12 protein-coding genes are annotated in these 15,838 nt (G+C 63.5%); 7 read left to right on the top strand and 5 right to left on the bottom strand.

Going from position 1 to position 15,838, the window contains the following annotated elements; all coding sequences use genetic code 11:
• Positions 1–56: 56 nt before the first annotated feature.
• From ABRP30_RS26355 to ABRP30_RS26330, 6 genes are all read left to right on the top strand, one after another.
• Positions 57–1,163 carry a GlxA family transcriptional regulator gene (locus tag ABRP30_RS26355; protein ID WP_241805589.1) on the top strand — a complete coding sequence of 369 codons (1,107 nt, stop codon included), beginning with the start codon at positions 57–59 and terminating at the stop codon, positions 1,161–1,163.
• Positions 1,164–1,360: 197 nt separating this feature from the next.
• Positions 1,361–1,861, top strand: a complete 501-nt coding sequence (locus ABRP30_RS26350; RefSeq protein ID WP_267824122.1) for a sigma-70 family RNA polymerase sigma factor — start codon at positions 1,361–1,363, stop codon at positions 1,859–1,861.
• Positions 1,862–1,949: 88 nt separating this feature from the next.
• A complete protein-coding gene (locus ABRP30_RS26345) occupies positions 1,950–2,912 on the top strand; it encodes a FecR family protein (protein ID WP_349975963.1) in 963 nt (320 codons plus the stop codon).
• 165 nt (positions 2,913–3,077) lie between these two features.
• Positions 3,078–5,909 carry a TonB-dependent receptor gene (locus ABRP30_RS26340; RefSeq protein ID WP_349975962.1) on the top strand — a complete coding sequence of 944 codons (2,832 nt, stop codon included), beginning with the start codon at positions 3,078–3,080 and terminating at the stop codon, positions 5,907–5,909.
• A gap of 25 nt (positions 5,910–5,934) precedes the next feature.
• Positions 5,935–8,718 (top strand): pitrilysin family protein, encoded by a 2,784-nt coding sequence (locus tag ABRP30_RS26335; protein ID WP_349975961.1) that lies wholly within the window; start codon positions 5,935–5,937, stop codon positions 8,716–8,718.
• Positions 8,715–10,382, top strand: coding sequence for an ABC transporter ATP-binding protein/permease (locus ABRP30_RS26330; protein WP_349975960.1), 1,668 nt, complete (start codon positions 8,715–8,717; stop codon positions 10,380–10,382). The genes ABRP30_RS26335 and ABRP30_RS26330 overlap by 4 nt, the downstream gene beginning before the upstream one ends.
• Positions 10,383–10,502: 120 nt before the next feature.
• Here ABRP30_RS26330 and ABRP30_RS26325 read toward each other — a convergent pair whose 3' ends face one another.
• The 5 genes from ABRP30_RS26325 to choX all read right to left on the bottom strand — a co-directional run bounded on the left by ABRP30_RS26325 (position 10,503) and on the right by choX (position 14,544).
• Positions 10,503–10,760 carry a hypothetical protein gene (locus ABRP30_RS26325; RefSeq protein ID WP_039604371.1) on the bottom strand — a complete coding sequence of 86 codons (258 nt, stop codon included), beginning with the start codon at positions 10,758–10,760 and terminating at the stop codon, positions 10,503–10,505.
• Between the two features lie 366 nt (positions 10,761–11,126).
• Positions 11,127–11,597 (bottom strand): thioesterase family protein, encoded by a 471-nt coding sequence (locus ABRP30_RS26320; protein WP_267819370.1) that lies wholly within the window; start codon positions 11,595–11,597, stop codon positions 11,127–11,129.
• A gap of 10 nt (positions 11,598–11,607) precedes the next feature.
• Entirely contained in the window at positions 11,608–12,573 is a 966-nt protein-coding gene (locus ABRP30_RS26315) for an L-carnitine dehydrogenase (RefSeq protein WP_267819368.1), read from the bottom strand.
• An 18-nt stretch (positions 12,574–12,591) separates the two neighbouring features.
• Entirely contained in the window at positions 12,592–13,476 is an 885-nt protein-coding gene (locus ABRP30_RS26310; protein ID WP_267819366.1) for a 3-keto-5-aminohexanoate cleavage protein, read from the bottom strand.
• 123 nt (positions 13,477–13,599) lie between these two features.
• On the bottom strand, positions 13,600–14,544 hold the full coding sequence (gene choX, locus ABRP30_RS26305; RefSeq protein ID WP_349975959.1) for a choline ABC transporter substrate-binding protein: 945 nt from the start codon (positions 14,542–14,544) through the stop codon (positions 13,600–13,602).
• Positions 14,545–14,690: 146 nt separating this feature from the next.
• Here choX and ABRP30_RS26300 point away from each other — a divergent pair, with 146 nt between their 5' ends.
• Positions 14,691–15,635, top strand: a complete 945-nt coding sequence (locus ABRP30_RS26300; RefSeq protein ID WP_349975958.1) for a GlxA family transcriptional regulator — start codon at positions 14,691–14,693, stop codon at positions 15,633–15,635.
• Positions 15,636–15,838 lie beyond the last annotated feature (203 nt).

Below are 15,838 nucleotides of genomic sequence, written 5' to 3'. Positions count from 1 at the left end.
CAAAAAATCAGTGCCCGCCTGAGGCACACCCTGTTTTTGTGTGAGGAGAAATCGCGATGACGTCGTACACCTCCGGGAATCCAACCCAGAACCGCACAGCACCCCAGTCCATCGGGTTTCTCCTTCTGGACAACTTCACCCTGATTTCCTTGGCCTCGGCCGTGGAGCCGCTGCGCATGGCCAACCAGCTTTCCGGCCGTGAGCTGTATCGCTGGCACACGCTGACCGTCGATGGCGGCCAGGTGTGGGCCAGCGATGGCTTGCAGATCACGCCAGACGCCTCCATCGCCAACGCCCCTCCCATCGATACCGTTATCGTCTGCGGTGGCGTGGGGATCCAGCGTTCGGTTACCCGTGAGCATGTCACCTGGCTGCAGGCCCAGGCGCGTCAGTCGCGCCGTTTGGGTGCTGTGTGCACCGGTAGCTGGGCGCTGGCCTGTGCCGGCCTGCTCGATGGTTTCGACTGCAGCGTGCATTGGGAATGCCTGGCGGCGATGCAGGAGGCGTTTCCGCGGGCCAACATGAGCACACGCCTGTTCACCCTCGACCGCAACCGCTTCACCAGCTCTGGCGGCACTGCGCCGCTGGACATGATGCTGCACCTGATCAGCCGCGATCATGGTCGCGAACTGTCGGCGGCGATCTCTGAGATGTTCGTCTACGAGCGCATTCGCAACGAGCAGGACCACCAGCGCGTACCGCTCAAGCACATGCTGGGAACCAACCAGCCGAAGCTGCAGGAAATCGTCGCACTGATGGAGGCCAACCTCGAAGAGCCGATCGACCTGGACGAACTGGCCGTGTATGTGGCCGTGTCGCGTCGCCAGCTTGAGCGGCTGTTCCAGAAGTACCTGCACTGCTCGCCGTCGCGCTATTACCTGAAGCTGCGCCTGATCCGTGCGCGGCAGCTGCTCAAGCAGACGCCGATGTCGATCATCGAAGTGGCCTCGGTGTGCGGCTTCGTCTCCACGCCGCACTTCTCCAAGTGCTACCGCGAGTACTTCGGCATTCCGCCGCGTGATGAACGAGTAGGTTCAAACACCGCACAGCAAGTGGCAATGATGCCGATTCCGCAAGCCATGACCCTGTCGCCGCACAGCGGGCCGATGGCTGCACTGAGCCAGGCGCGCAACGAGTCGACCTTTGCCAGTGTGAGGCTTTAAAGCATCGGGGCTGCTTTGCAGCCCTATCACCGGCAACCTCGCTCCCTCAGATCACCGCCAGGCCTGAGACCGCGCGGTACCTGTGGGAGACGGCTCGCCGGCGATGAGGCCTGGAAGGCAACAGCATATGATTGGTTGATAATGATTCTCGACTACAGGTAACATTTCCGCCCCGAAATCGCTTGGCATACCACCCCGTGGCGGACGACAAACTGCAGCTCTACCTGGCCCACCGGGCAGCATTGGTCGACTACGCCTCGCCAATCGTCGGCTGCCGCGCCCGTGCCGAAGATGTGGTGCAGGAGGCGTGGCTGCGCTTCAGTCGCCAGCAGGACGATGCCGACATTCGCCACCCGGCCAGTTACCTGTACCGCATCGTGCGCAACCTGGCCCTCGACCAGACCCGCCGTATCGCCACCGAAAAAGCCCAACCCAACGGTGATGAGATTCTCGCCGAGCTGCCCTCGACCAGTGTGTCGCCCGAGCAGGCGGTCACCCAGCAAAATGAACTCAGCGCCATCAGCCGCGCCCTTGAGGAATTGCCTCAGCGCACCCGCGTGGCGTTCGAAATGCACCGCCTGGGCGGCCATACCCTGCAAGAAGTGGCCAACCACCTGAATGTATCGGTCAGCCTGGTGCACCAACTGGTGCGCGATGCCCTGAGCCACTGCATGGCGCGCCTGGAGGATGATCTGTGAAAAAACGCGAGGCTGGTGCGTCCTTTGCCGAGCAGGGTAGCTCTGTGCGACCCTGCGCGCCCTTCAGCCCTCAGGAGACTTGCCCGACATGACGTCCGCAGCCCCGCTATCCAGCCGCCGCGAGCAGGCCCTGGAATGGCTCCTGCGCCTGCAGCAGTCACCTGACGACCCTCAGCTAAGGGATGAGTTCGAGCAATGGTGCGCCAGCGACGCGGCCAACGCCCAGGCCTTCCACAAGGCCGAACGGGTGTGGCAGCTCACCGGCCAGCTGGCGCCGACCACCCGCGAACTGTGGCCCAAGGCCGAAGTGCTGCCGCTACCGGTCAAGCGCAAGCCCCAGCGGCGCTGGTGGCTGGGGGCGGCGGTGGCAGCCTGTTTATGGGTAGCTGTCGCGCCTTCCCTGAGCCTGCGCTTGCAGGCTGACTATCGCACCGCACAAGGCGAGACCCGCGACGTCACCCTGGCTGATGGCAGCGTGGTGCAGATGGACAGCGGCACCGCCATTGCCGTGGACTACAGCGGCGATCACCGGGATGTGAAGCTGCTCGCCGGCCAGGCGTTTTTCGAGGTCATGCCCGACACGGCCAAGCCGTTCCATGTGCGTGCCAACGATGTGCAGGTGACGGTCACCGGCACGGCGTTCAATGTCGAGCTGCGGTCGGGGCGGGTAGGGGTGGATGTGCAGCATGGCTCGGTACGGGTCGAGGACACGGCCGATGCACAGGTACTGGCTGCTGCACTGACGGCGGGGCAGCGGCTGCGTTATGTGGACGGGCATGTGCAACTGCGTACTTTCGTGCCCACGCAAGCCGCCGCCTGGCGCCAGGGGCAGCTGATTGCAGACGACCAGACGGTGGCCGAGCTAGTACAGGCGCTAGCGCCGTACATGCCAGGCAAGGTGATGCTGCGTGACGATGCACTGGGGGCCAAGCGGGTGACGGGTGTGTACGACCTGCGTAAGCCCGAGGCGGCGCTGCGTGCAGTGGTCCAGCCGCACGGTGGCGAGGTGCGCAGCTATGGGCCCTGGCTGTTGGTGTTGAGCAAACCTTGACGTTGCCGGGGCCGCAAAGCGGCCCCAAAAATCCCCGCCGAAAATTAATTTCACAATTTTCTGAAAATCCCCCGCACTGCCCCGTCTTCTCCTCCGCGCGCAACAACTGATATCGATTCGTATTCTATTTTGCAGTCCGGCGCTTGCCGGGGGTGGGGATGTGGGATGACTGAAACATCAAGCCGGAAGCCGCGCAGTGCGTGGGATTGGTCGTTGCGCCTGAAACATGTTGGCGGCGCGGGCATGTTGGGGCTCTGTGCCTTGCTGGATCAGCCGCCAGCTCATGCACAGACAGACGCTGAGCATGCCCAGCTCACCCAGGTACACCCGTTCACCATTCCCAGCCAGGATCTGGCCATCGCCCTGATCACTTTCGGCCAGCAAAGTGGCCTGCAGGTCAGCGTCGACCCGGACCTGCTGGAGGGCCTGGAGTCCACCGCGGTCAGTGGCAACTTCAGCAGCGAGGCGGCGCTGTCGCGACTGCTGCAAAGCAGTGGCATCACCTGGGAGTTCGAGGCGGGCACGTTCATCTTCCGCCTGTTGCACAGCGACGGCCAAGGCCCGCTGGAGTTGCACAACACCGTGGTGCTGGGGCAGACCGAAGAGAACAGCTACATGGGCGCTACGGTCATCGGCAGCAAGGCGATCAAAGCTTTCCCGGGCGCCAATGGCGACATCACCACACTGCTGCAGATGCACCCCAGCGTGCAATTCAGCACCCGCCAGCAAAACTCCAACACGCCGGGCGAAATTGCCCCGGCGGATATCAGCATCAACGGCGCCAAGTACTACCAGAACAATTTCATGATCGACGGCATCTCGATCAACAACGACCTCGACCCTGGCGCCCATGACTTCAACGATGTGCGTCAGTTCGATTCCACCCCCAGCCGCTCCCACGGTATTGCGCTGGATGCGGACTTGCTGCAGGAAGTGAAAGTCTACGACAGCAACGTACCGGCGGAGTACGGCGGCTTCAACGGCGGCGTGGTCGATGCGATCACCCGCCGACCGAGCAAGGCGTTTCACGGCAAGGTCTCTTATGCCCTCAGCCGTTCGGCGTGGACCCGCTACCACATCACCGAAGCCGATCAGGAAAACTTCGATCAGGCCTCGGACGAGCAGTACCAGCCAGAGTTCGAGAAAACCACTGTTCGCGGCATGCTCGAAGGCCACCTGACCGATGACTTCGGCGCCATCCTGGCGTTCTCGCAGAAACGCTCGGTGCTGCCACTGAACGCCTACAGCGATGGCTACGAAAGTGGCAACGGGCCTTCGCGCAAGGACCAGACCCGCGAGCTGACCAATTACATGCTCAAGACTTACTGGAACATGAATGACCAGCTCACCCTGGATAGCTCGTTCATCTACGGCCCCGGCGAAAACACCTACTTCCGCGCCAACCAGCGCAACTCCGAGTTCGTCACCGAAGAGGGCGGCTATCAAGGCTCGGTAAAGGCCACCTGGTTGGCTGACAACGCCACGTGGACCCACACCCTGGCGGTGACGCGGCTGACCAGCTCGCGCGATTCCGAGCAGGACGACTACATCAACTGGTACTACTCCGACGTCAAGAACTGGGGCAAGTCGCTGAGCAACACATCACGCAGTGCCGAGGGTGCCTACGGCGACCTCGACCAGACCCAGGACGGCCTGGACTACGCGGTGAAGGCCCAGTGGCTGCCGGTGTGGTTCGGTGGTGTGGCGCATTCATTGGTCACGGGTATCGACCTCTCTTACAAGCGAGCTACCTGGGAGCGGTCCACCCAAGCCAGCAGTGTCACCATGAACAAGCGTGACGACGGTAGCAGCTGCGGTGACGATCCTTACTGCTCGGTTGGCCAGCTGCTCAATGGCAACACCCGGCAATGGGCCAACTCACGCATGGTGTATGAAGCAGGCAAGATCAGCCAGGACGAGAAGAAATACGCGTTCTACCTCCAGGACAGCATTCAGCTGGGCAACTTGGGCCTGCGCCCGGGTGTTCGGGTGGAAGGCGACGACTACATGGAGAAAAAGACCGTTGCCCCGCGCTTTGCCGGCGATTACGACTTCTTCGGTGACCGCTCAACGGTGCTGACCTTTGGTGCCAACCGCTACTATGGGCGCAATCTGTTCAAGACCCGCCTCAACGACGGCCGCGGCCAGCTGAATGTGCGCTACCTGCGCGCCGATCAGGACTCGCCGTGGATCGAGGCTACCCGAGTAGCCAATGACACGCGCTTCTCGACCCTGAACATCCCGTATGACGATGAGCTCACGCTCGGCCTTGAGCAGCTGTGGCTGAACACTCTGTTCGACCTCAAGTATGTCAACCGCAAGGGGCGCGACAAGATCGTGCGCTCCTACTCCAGTGTCGAAGACCTGCCAGCACTGCCCGGTTACCGCAGCAACTACTACATCTACACCAACCAAGGTCGCAGCGAGAGCGACACGGTGACGCTGACCGTTACCCCCCAGCAGGAACTCAAGCTGTTTGGCACCAGCACCAGCGCCCAGTTCGCGGCGGGCTGGCAGCGCAGCGAAGACTCGTACACCGACTACGACTCGATCCTCGACAGTGAAGAATATGACGGTAGTGCCGTGCTCTACGACGGCAAGCGAATGGACTTCGTCGAACTGCCGCCGAACAACTTCAACCGCCCATGGACCGCACGGCTGACGACCATTACCGAGATCCCCGCCTGGCACATGAGCATCAGCAACTTCCTGCGTTTTCGCAGCAAGTACAAGCAGATCATCGATACCGGGCGCACGGTCGACCTCGATAACGAAACCCTCAGCGTGTACGAGGCGGCGGCGGTCGGCAGCGCCATGACCTGGGACATGCAAGTTTACTGGGAGCTGCCAACGGCCAAGGACCAGGCCGTGTTCGCCTCGGTCGACATCACCAATGTCGCCGACAAGACCAACCCGACCGTCAGCGCCGGCAGCCAGGCCGTGACCCGCTACGAAGTCGGCCGCCAGTACTGGCTGGAAGTCGGCTACCGCTTCTGACTTTATAAAAACCGTGGATACCCTGATGAAAAAGCTCATCGCGGGCCTGCTCGGCCCGCTGTTGCTCGGCGCCTGCGCGTCGATCCCTGAACCCGATGCACCTTTGCCCTGGGACCGCCAGGTCATCCAGGGCAAGCTGGCCAACGGGCTTGCCTACCGGATGGTGCGTGAAACGGCTCAGCATGGCCGCCTGGACCTGCGTTTGACCGTCAAGGCCGGTTCGGTCGACGAGGAAGACGACCAGGTTGGCGTTGCCCACATGGTCGAACATCTGGCCTTTCACAGCCGCGCGGGCCGCCAGCAGAACGTGCGCCAGCGCATGACCGACCTGGGCTGGGTACAGGGCCGGCACTTCAATGCCATGACCAACTACGAACGCACCCAGTACCTGATTGCCCCACCCGCTGGCGTGCGCCAGGCGCCCCAGGCATTGCAGGCCCTGGCCGACCTGGCGTTCGCCGGTGACTACAACGCCCAGGACCTGGAGCGGGAGCGGCCCATCGTGATCGAGGAATGGCGCGGCGGCCTGGGTGTGGCCCAGCGCATGAACGAGCAGCGCACTGCCTCGCAGCGGGTGGGCTCGCGCTACCCCGGGCACCGGACCATCGGCAACGAGGCGGCGATCCGCGCGGCCAGCCTGCAGAACCTGCAGGCCTTCCAGAACCGCTGGTACCTGCCCAACAACATGGTGCTGTCGGCAGTCGGCGATTTCGACCCCCAGGCCATGCGCGCCCAGATCGAACAGGCCTTCGGCGCGGCCAGGGCTGGCGAAGTGCCGCGGCGCGAGCATCGGGAGCTGGTGCTGGACGACACGCTGAAAGTGTTCCGTCTGCAGGACCCGCAATCGGGCAGCAACCAGGTGGCGATGCTGTTCCGCTTGCATGAGCCGGATAGCCGCGGCACTACACGCGCCGCATTGCGCGAGCGGCTGATCGACCGCATGACCCTCGCTGCAATGCTCGACAGCCTGCGTCGCCAACCGCACGCCGCTGGGGTGCGCAGCCTCACCGCGCAGAAAACCTTGATCGGTGAACACTCCACCGTGCTCGGTATCGCCGCCGGCGTCGAAGGCCAGGCGCACGACCAGGCGCTGCAGCAACTACTGACCGAGATCGAGCGCTTGCGCCAGCATGGCTTCACCGAAACGGACCTGCAACGTGAGCGCGAGCATATCCAAGCGCTGGGCGAGAAGACGCTGGCCAAGCAAGACCCGCGCACCTTCGAGCAGTGGGTGGAACAACTCAACAACGCTGCCGTGCAGGGTAATGCCGTCACCGAGCGGCACGCCGCCGCTGCGCGCTATCTGGAAGTGTTGGGCAACATCTCGCGTGATGACCTGAACGAGCGCCTGCGTCGCTGGCTGGCCAGCGCTGACCGGGTATTGCAGGTGAGTGCGGCGGGCAACTCCGAAATCGCCTTGCCGACCGTCGCGCAGGTTGAGGCGAGGCAAGTCGAACTGGCCGGCAGATCGCTTACGGCCCCTGTGCAGACGGCGCCAGAAAAGGCGTCGGTAGCCATCCTGGAAATGCCCGCTGCGGTGCCGGCGGCTGATATTGTCGAGCGCGAGATGTTCCCTGAGCAGCATGTGCAACACTGGCAGCTGAGCAACGGTGATCGCGTGGTCTGGCTCAAGCGCAACGGCCCGGATGGCAAATGGCTGTTGCAGGTTGACTCGTCGGCCGGCTACTCCCTGCAAGGGGTACCGGCCTGGCGACTGCAGATGGCCGCGCAGCTTGGCGCGCGCAGCGGGCTGCCGGGTATGGACCCAGCGGCGCTGGCCACATGGCGCCAGACGCATCGCGCCACGCTCAGCCTCGATCATCAGCCCCACCGTTTGACGCTCAACCTTGGCGCCGAACCAGAGTACTTGTTGGCGCTGATGCAAAGCTATCGCACGAGTCAGTTGGCCAGCGTAGACCAGGCTCTGTTCACCCAGTCCCGTGACGAGTTGCTGCAACGTCTGCGCAGCCGACCGGATGACGTTCGCGAGGTGCAGGAAAGCCGCCAGCGCGTGCTCAAGTACGGTGTGGATCACTGGCAGTCGCCGGATCCGCGGGCGCTCGTCCAATTGACCGCCGAACAGCTGAGCGCCGACTGGAAGCTTTTGGCCGGTGCTCCAGTGACCTATTACCTGATGGCGGATACAGCGCCTGAACCGCTGGAGAAAATGGTCCGGGAAATGCTCGCGACCCTCCCGCGCAGCGTTTCGCTGGCCAGCCAGCAGGCCTTGCAGCAGCCCGGTCAACGCCGTGAGGACCTGGCCATCGCGCCGGAACCGCGTGTGGTATTGCGGGCCAGCAGCTTCCACCCGCAAGCCTGGAGCCCCGAGGCGGCGGTGCGGGTATCGGTGCTGCGCGACCTGGCGAACCAGCGGCTGAAGGCGCAGCTGCGTGGCGAGGCCTCAGGCGTATACCGCCTGCGTTTCGACAGCGAGCTGAATGCCGAGACGCAGCGCGTCGAAAGCAGCCTCAGCTTCACCTGCGACCCGGCGCGAGCCGATGAGCTGTGGGCCATGGCGCAGAAGACGCTTGCCAGCCTGCAGCCAGAAGCCGAGTGGGTGCTGGCCGAGCGGCGCCAGCTGCTGCGTCAGGAGAGCAAGCGCCGTGAAGACCCGCAAACCCAGTTCAAGCGCCTGATCCTCAGCGACCGCCGCTGGCACGACCCACGCTACCTGCAGACCCAGGTCCGATTGCCTGAGGCATTGACTCTGCCAGCGCTGCAACGACAGGCAGGGCAGTTGTTCCCTCGGGGCAACCAGGTACAACTTCGCCTGCTGCCCTCTGAGGCGGCGCTGGAGCAGGCACTGTGAACACCCTGCGCACCTTCTACCGCCTCAGCCGCCCGTTCTGGCACGACCGTGGGCAATGGCTGGCCTGGCTCATGTTGGCGGCGGTGATCGGCCTGGGGTTGCTGGTGGTGCAGATCAATGTGCTGATCAACAGCTGGAGCAAGGTCTTCTACGACACCCTGGCCGCGTTTGACACTGCGGGGCTGTATGGCCTGGTGGCTGAGTACGCGCTGTATCTGGGTAGTTATGTGCTGATCGTCGTGGCCATGGACTATATCCGCAAAGGGCTGGAGCTGCGCTGGCGCCAGGCGATGACCGGGCGCCTGACCGATGCCTGGCTTGCCGATCAGGCTTTCTACCGGCTGGGGTTGACTGGCGAGCCGGACAACCCCGACCAGCGCATTGCCCAGGACATCGACCTGATGGTCGGGCTGAGCATCGAACTGGTGGCCTCGCTGGTGATCAACCTTGCGCAGGTCGGCGCGTTCATGGTGATCCTGTGGAACCTGTCGGGGGTGCAGACCTTCAGCCTCTTGGGCGAGTCATTCACGGTTCAGGGCTACCTGGTGTGGATCGTGCTGGGCTACACCTTGGCCGGCAGCTGGGTGACACACCTGATCGGCAAGCCGCTGCATGCGTTGAATTACGAGCGTGAACACCGCGAAGCGGACTTTCGTGCCAGCCTGCTGCGCAAGCGCGACCATGCCGAACAGATTGCGCTCTACCGGGGCGAGGCGGTCGAACGCGAGCACCTGGCCGAGCGCTTTCGCGCCATCGCCGGCAACTGGCGCCAACTGATGGGGCGTGAACGCAATCTCAGCCTGTTTACCGTCTCTTATGAACGCTTGAGCCTGATCATCCCGGTGTTTTCCGCCTTGCCAGCCTTTATGGCCAAGACCATCACCCTGGGTGGGCTGATGCAGATCCGCAGTGCCTTCAACGCGGTGCACGGTTCGCTGAGCTGGTTCATCAAGCTTTACCACAAGCTGGTGCGTTGGAGCGCTGCATTGCAGCGGCTGGAGCAGTTCGAGCAGGCGATCACTGCCAGCCGTAGGCAGGCCGTCACTGCCACGCAGGGTGATTGCCTGTGTACGCGGGGGCTGACGCTCTGCCGGCCCGATGGCAGTGCCATGCTGCGCGATCTGGACCTGCAAGCAGGGCGGGGCCAGTGGCTACGGCTGGGTGGGCGCAGCGGGGTTGGCAAGTCGACCCTGCTGCGCACCTTGCAGGGGCTTTGGCCCTACTGCCTGGGCGAGTGGCAGCTGCCGCCGGGGCGCAGCTTGCTGCTACCGCAAAAGCCCTACATGCCGCACATGAGCCTGCGCGCGTTACTGGCTTATCCACAGGTGCAGTCGATAGACGATCTGCAGTTGATCGATGTGCTGGGCAAGGTGGGGCTGGGAGCTCTGACGGGGCAACTGGACAAGCAGGCTGAGTGGGCACGCGTGCTTTCCGGCGGGGAGCAGCAGCGGTTGAGCCTGGCGCGGGCGTTACTGTACCGGCCGGATACCTTGTACCTGGATGAGGCGACCAGCCAGCTGGATCTGGGCAGTGCCCGGGGCTTGCTGGAAATGCTCAGGCGGGAGTTGCCGGGGTGTACGGTGGTGGGTGTGACTCACCAGGAAGGGCTGGCGCGGCTGTTCGACCGCACTGCAGCGCTGGAGAAACTGGCCGAGCCTGTGTAGGGCAGGCCTGCCCCTATTGCCGGCAAGCCAGCCCCCACAGGTGCTGCACAGGCCTGGAGCTTCGTGTCATCACTGTGGGACTTGGTTTGCCGGCGATAGGGCCAGTACAGAAAACATGAATCAGGCCCGCTTGTTGAAACTCGCAAGCGCTGGCAACAACTGCTTATCGATGGCCTGGCGCACCGCCGGCAGAATCGTCGCACTGCCGGTATACATCTGCTCGACCATGCCCTTGAGTGCGCGCGCATTGGGCTCGGTCAACCCACGCACTACCGCCTCGCAGGCCTGCTCGGCACTGGCCCCGGCTGGGATATCGAACCCGCGCGCGCGCAGTTGGCCGGCGAGGTCGTCCTGATCAATCAAATCCGCATGCATCATGGCTGTTGTCCCTTTTATCGCTAAGAGAGTGCTGCTGTGATTTACGACTGATTCTGTGACGAGTGCGACATACCCGCAACAACAGAATACCGGCATGGCTGCTTTGGCTAAGAACAGGTCGTTTACGGCTAAATTCGCCGGGTCGCAACTGCGCACACTCACGCCATCTACCGCAACGGAGGGTTTGGTCACCTTCTTCATGCACAGTGGATGTTGCTCGCTCTTGGCCCCGGATGCTCACGGCTTTCCGGGGCAATTTTTTTGGGCTCATGCCAGTTGTCTACTCGTCAGCGATTGGGTCCACTGCGGGCAAACCACGGGGAGTCAACGGTATTAATGCGACCCGCTGAATACCTGGCGAAGCCTCTACCGGGCAAGACGCATCACTCTGGCAACGTGCTCGGGTGACGCCAAGTCCTTCTGTGAATCCAGGATGCTTTGCAGAGCCGCCTCGGCCTTCTGGTTAAATGGCGCAGATTTAGGCCCGGCCAAGTCTACGTGCAGCAGCATCTGCTCACTGGCCGCCAGCACGTCTTCGAACCCCGCCCTGTGCAGGCTGTGATAAACGTGCAGACGCTTACGATCAAAGCCCAAGATGTGCGTTTGTACCCACACCTCGGTACCGAGTTTCACCTCGTGCAGGTAGTTGATATGCGCTTCCAGGGTGAACAGCGAGTTGCCGCTTTGCCCACGGCTATCGGTATCCAGGCCAATGCGCTCCATCAGCGCGTCGGTGGCGTAGCTGAAAATGAGCATGTAGAAGGCATCGCGCAGATGCCCGTTGTAGTCGACCCAGTCCTCCTGGACTGGGGTGCGGTAGGTGATCAGTGCGGGCATCGCTTGCTCCTCAATCGCCAAAGGCCATGCCGTGTGTGGCTTTGCTGGTCTTCACCGCCTCCAGCACTGCCAGCAGGGTGTCATCACGATAGCGCTCCAGCGCGGCGATGCTGCGCTCGCCCAGTTGCTCGGAGGTGCCGTCGACCACATCGTCGATCAGCTTGTCGGTCAGCTCCGGCGCTGGCAGGTAGGTCCAGGGCAGCTTCAGGGCAGGGCCGAACTGCGACATGAAGTGGCGCATGCCGGCATCGCCACCGGCCAGGGTGTAGGTGAGGAAGGTACCCATGAACGACCAGCGCAGGCCGGCGCCGAAGCGGATGGCATCGTCGATCTCACCGGTGGTCGCCACACCGTCGTTGACCAGATGCAGCGCCTCGCGCCACAGCGCTTCGAGCAGGCGGTCGGCGATGAAGCCTGGCACTTCCTTGCGCACGTGCAGTGGGCGCATGCCGAGTGCGGTGTAGATGGTTTTGGCGGCTTCAATGGCATCGGGTGAAGTGCGGGAACCGCCGACGATCTCGACCAGCGGCAGCAGGTACACCGGGTTGAATGGGTGGCCGACGACGCAGCGTTCAGGGTGGGTGGACGACTCGTAGAACTCGCTGGGCAGCAGGCCCGAGGTGCTTGAACCGATGATCGCGTCAGGCTTGGCTGCGGCGCTGATTTTGGCGTGTAGGTCGAGTTTGAGGTCCAGCCGCTCTGGCGCGCTTTCCTGGATGAAGTCGGCGTTGCGCACGCACGCTTCGATGGTGCTGACGAACGTCAGCCGGCCCTGGGAGGCACCTTCGGCCAGGCCTTGCTTTTCGAGCGCTGGCCAGGCGTTGGCGATCCGCTTGCGCAGTGCCTGTTCGGCGCCGGGAGCCGGGTCCCAGGCCACCACGTCCAGGCCGTGGGCGAGGGCGCGGGCGACCCAGCCGCTGCCGATCACGCCGCTACCCAGGGCGGCAAAGGTCTTTATCTCGGTGATGAAAGGCATATCGGTCTCCTGAAGGAATCAGCGGCGCTTGAGGTTCATTTTTTCCCGGCCTTCTGCCGGGCTGAGTACACGGCCGCCCATGCGGGTAATGATCTCGGCAGCGCGTTCCACCAGCTGGCCGTTGCTGGCCAGCACGCCGCGGTCCAGGTACAGGTTGTCTTCCAGGCCGACCCGCACGTTGCCGCCCAGCAGCACAGCCTGCGCAGCCATCGGCATTTGCATGCGGCCGATGCCGAAGCCGGCCCAGGTGACATTGGCTGGCAGGTTGTCGACCATCGCCTTCATGGTGGTGGTATCGGCCGGCGCGCCCCATGGGATGCCCAGGCACAGCTGGAACAGCGGGTCGTCCAGCAGGCCTTCCTTGATCATCTGTTTGGCGAACCACAGGTGGCCGGTGTCGAAGATTTCCAGCTCGGCCTTCACGCCAAGCTCGGTGATGCGTTTGGCGCCGGCGCGCAATTGCGCCGGCGTGGAAACATAGATGGCGTTGCCGTCGCCGAAGTTGAGGGTGCCGCAATCGAGCGTGCAGATCTCCGGCAGCAGGGCTTCGACGTGGGCCAGGCGCTCCAGCGGGCCGATCAGGTCGGTGCCGGGGCCGAACGCCATGGGCGACTCGCCCGGGCCGATTTCCAGGTCGCCACCCATGCCGGCGGTGAGGTTGACGATGATGTCCACGTCGGCTTCGCGGATGCGCTCCATGACCTCGCGGTACAGGTTCACGTCGCGGCTGAAACGGCCGGTTTGCGGGTCACGGACATGGCAGTGGACCACGGTGGCGCCGGCTTTGGCGGCCTCGACGGCGGCCTCGGCGATCTGCTTTGGGGTGACCGGGACCAGGTGGCTCTTGGCGACTGTGTCGCCGGCGCCGGTGAGGGCGCAGGTGATGATGACGTCGTTATTCATGGTTGGGTTCCTTTTCTGGTCTGTGGTGGCCCAATCGCCGGCAAGCCGGCTCCCACAAGGTTCGCGGTGAACCCTGGTGGGAGATGACGCTGGGGGAGCCGGTTTGCGGGCGATCAGGCCCTGTCAGTTGGCGGTAAGCTTGAGGTTGTCCGCCGCAGGCTTGCCATCGAAGGTGGTGACCCCTTCAAGCCAGCGCGCCTTGTCCTCGGGGTGGTCCTTGAGCCACTGGCGCGCTGACTCCAGCGCGTCCTTGTGGTCGAGCAGCGGCTGCATCATGCGGCTCTCGTCTTCGGCGCTGAATTTCAGGTTGGCCAGCAGGCGATGGGCGTTGGGGCAGCGTTGGGCGTAGTCCGGCGCGGTGACGGTCCACACCGTGGCGCGGCCTTCGTCAGGGCCCAGGGCATCCTGGCTGTCGCCCAGGTAGACCATGTCGATGTTCACGTTCATCGGGTGCGGCGCCCAGCCGAAGAACACCACCGCCTGCTTGCGGCGCACGGCGCGGTCGACTGCGGCGAGCATGCCGGCCTCGCTGGACTCGACCAGCTGGAACTTGCCCAGGCCGAACTGGTTCTTGGCGATCATCGCCTTGATCTGGGTGTTGGCGCCGGACCCGGGTTCGATACCGTAGATCTTGCCGCCCAGCTCTTTCTCGAACTTGTGGATATCTGCGAAGCTTTTCAGGCCTTTGTCGGCCAGGTACTTAGGTACGGCCAGGGTGGCCCTGGCATCCTCCAGGCTCGGTTGGTCGAGCACCTTGACCTGCCCGGCATCGATGAACGGTGTAATGGTCTGGGTCATGATCGGGTTCCAGTAACCCAGGAACATGTCCAGGCGCTTGTCGCGGATGCCGGCGAAGATGATCTGCTGCGAGGCGCTGGTCTGTTTGGTCTGGTAGCCCAGGCCGTCGAGCAACACTTGCGCCATGGCGCTGGTGGCGATGACGTCGGTCCAGTTGACCACGCCAAGGCGCACGTTCTTGCAGGCCTCAGGTTCGGCGGCGAAAAGCGGTGTGACAACGATGCTGCTCAGTGCAAGGGACAACAGGCTGCGGCGGATCAAGCTGTGCATGGTGGCTCTCCATCGGCAGTGCATATTGTTATTGAGGGCGGCCTCTGCGGACCGTGTGAATACGCTACGCTGGCGGCAGGGTGGAAAATCGCACCCTGGCGACCAACATTTGCACGGAAGCGACCACCTGCGACGTGGAGCACGCAATGCCGCAACTGATCCATTTCCTGCTGCTGCCGGGGTTCTCGGCCATGGGCTTCATCAGTGCCCTGGAGCCGCTGCGCGTGGCCAACCGGTTCAAAGGGCCTTCGTACCGCTGGCGTGTGTTGAGCCTGGATGGCGGCGCAGTGGCGGCCAGTAACGGCATGTCGGTGAATGCCGATGGTGCGCTGGGGGAAGGGGAGGCGGGTGCAATACTGTTGATCGTCGCCGGCTTCGAGCCGTTGCGGTGTTGTGGCCCGGCGCTGCAGCAGGCGTTGCGCCGCCTCGATCACGAAGGCGTGATTCTCGGCGGCATCGATACCGGCCCCGTGGTGCTCGCCGAAGCGGGCCTGCTCGACGGCCACCGCGCTACGTTGCATTGGGAAGCGCTGGACGCCTTCAAAGAGCGCTACCCTCGCTTGCATGCGACCCAGGAGCTGTTCGAGATCGACCGTCGGCGCATCACGTGCGCGGGCGGCACCGCCTCCATCGACCTGATGCTCGACCTGATTGCCCAAGCGCATGGCAGTGAGCTGGCCGTGCAGGTGTCTGAGCAGTTCGTACTCGGGCGAATCCGCCCGCGCCAGGACCACCAGCGCATGCAGATCGCCAGCCGCTATGGCATCAGCAACAAGAAGCTGGTGAAGGTGATCGGGGAGATGGAGCGCAATACCGAGCAGCCACTCAATACCCAGGTGCTGGCCGATGCGGTGCAGGTGACGCGGCGGCAGCTGGAGCGGTTGTTCCGCTTGCACCTGGATGACACGCCGAGTGGGTTTTATCTGCGTTTGCGGTTGGACAAGGCGCGGCAGTTGTTGCGCCAGACTGACATGAGCGTGTTGGAGGTGGCGGTGGCGTGTGGGTTTGAATCGGCTTCGTACTTCACCCGTTGCTACCGGGCACGGTACGAACGGTGCCCAAGGGAAGATCGGCTTATCAGGGCGGTTTGACTACACCTGGGTGATGCCGTGGAAGGATCATCTTCGAGAGGTGCGCGAATGGGGGGGCAGCAGGGCACACAGGAGCCCCGATCAATTTTCCGCCCGTGGGGTAGAGACTGATCGGGAGCGCTCAAGCATCAGGGTTGAGCAACACCAGGCTTGGCGTTTGCAGCCTCTGGACGCACTCGCGAGAAAGCAGGGCATGATCAGCA

Origin of the sequence: Pseudomonas sp. WHRI 8519, assembly GCF_040224055.2 — a bacterium.
GTDB classification, from domain to species: Bacteria; Pseudomonadota; Gammaproteobacteria; order Pseudomonadales; family Pseudomonadaceae; genus Aquipseudomonas; species Aquipseudomonas putida_X.
This window is presented reverse-complemented; position numbering and strand designations above follow the sequence as displayed.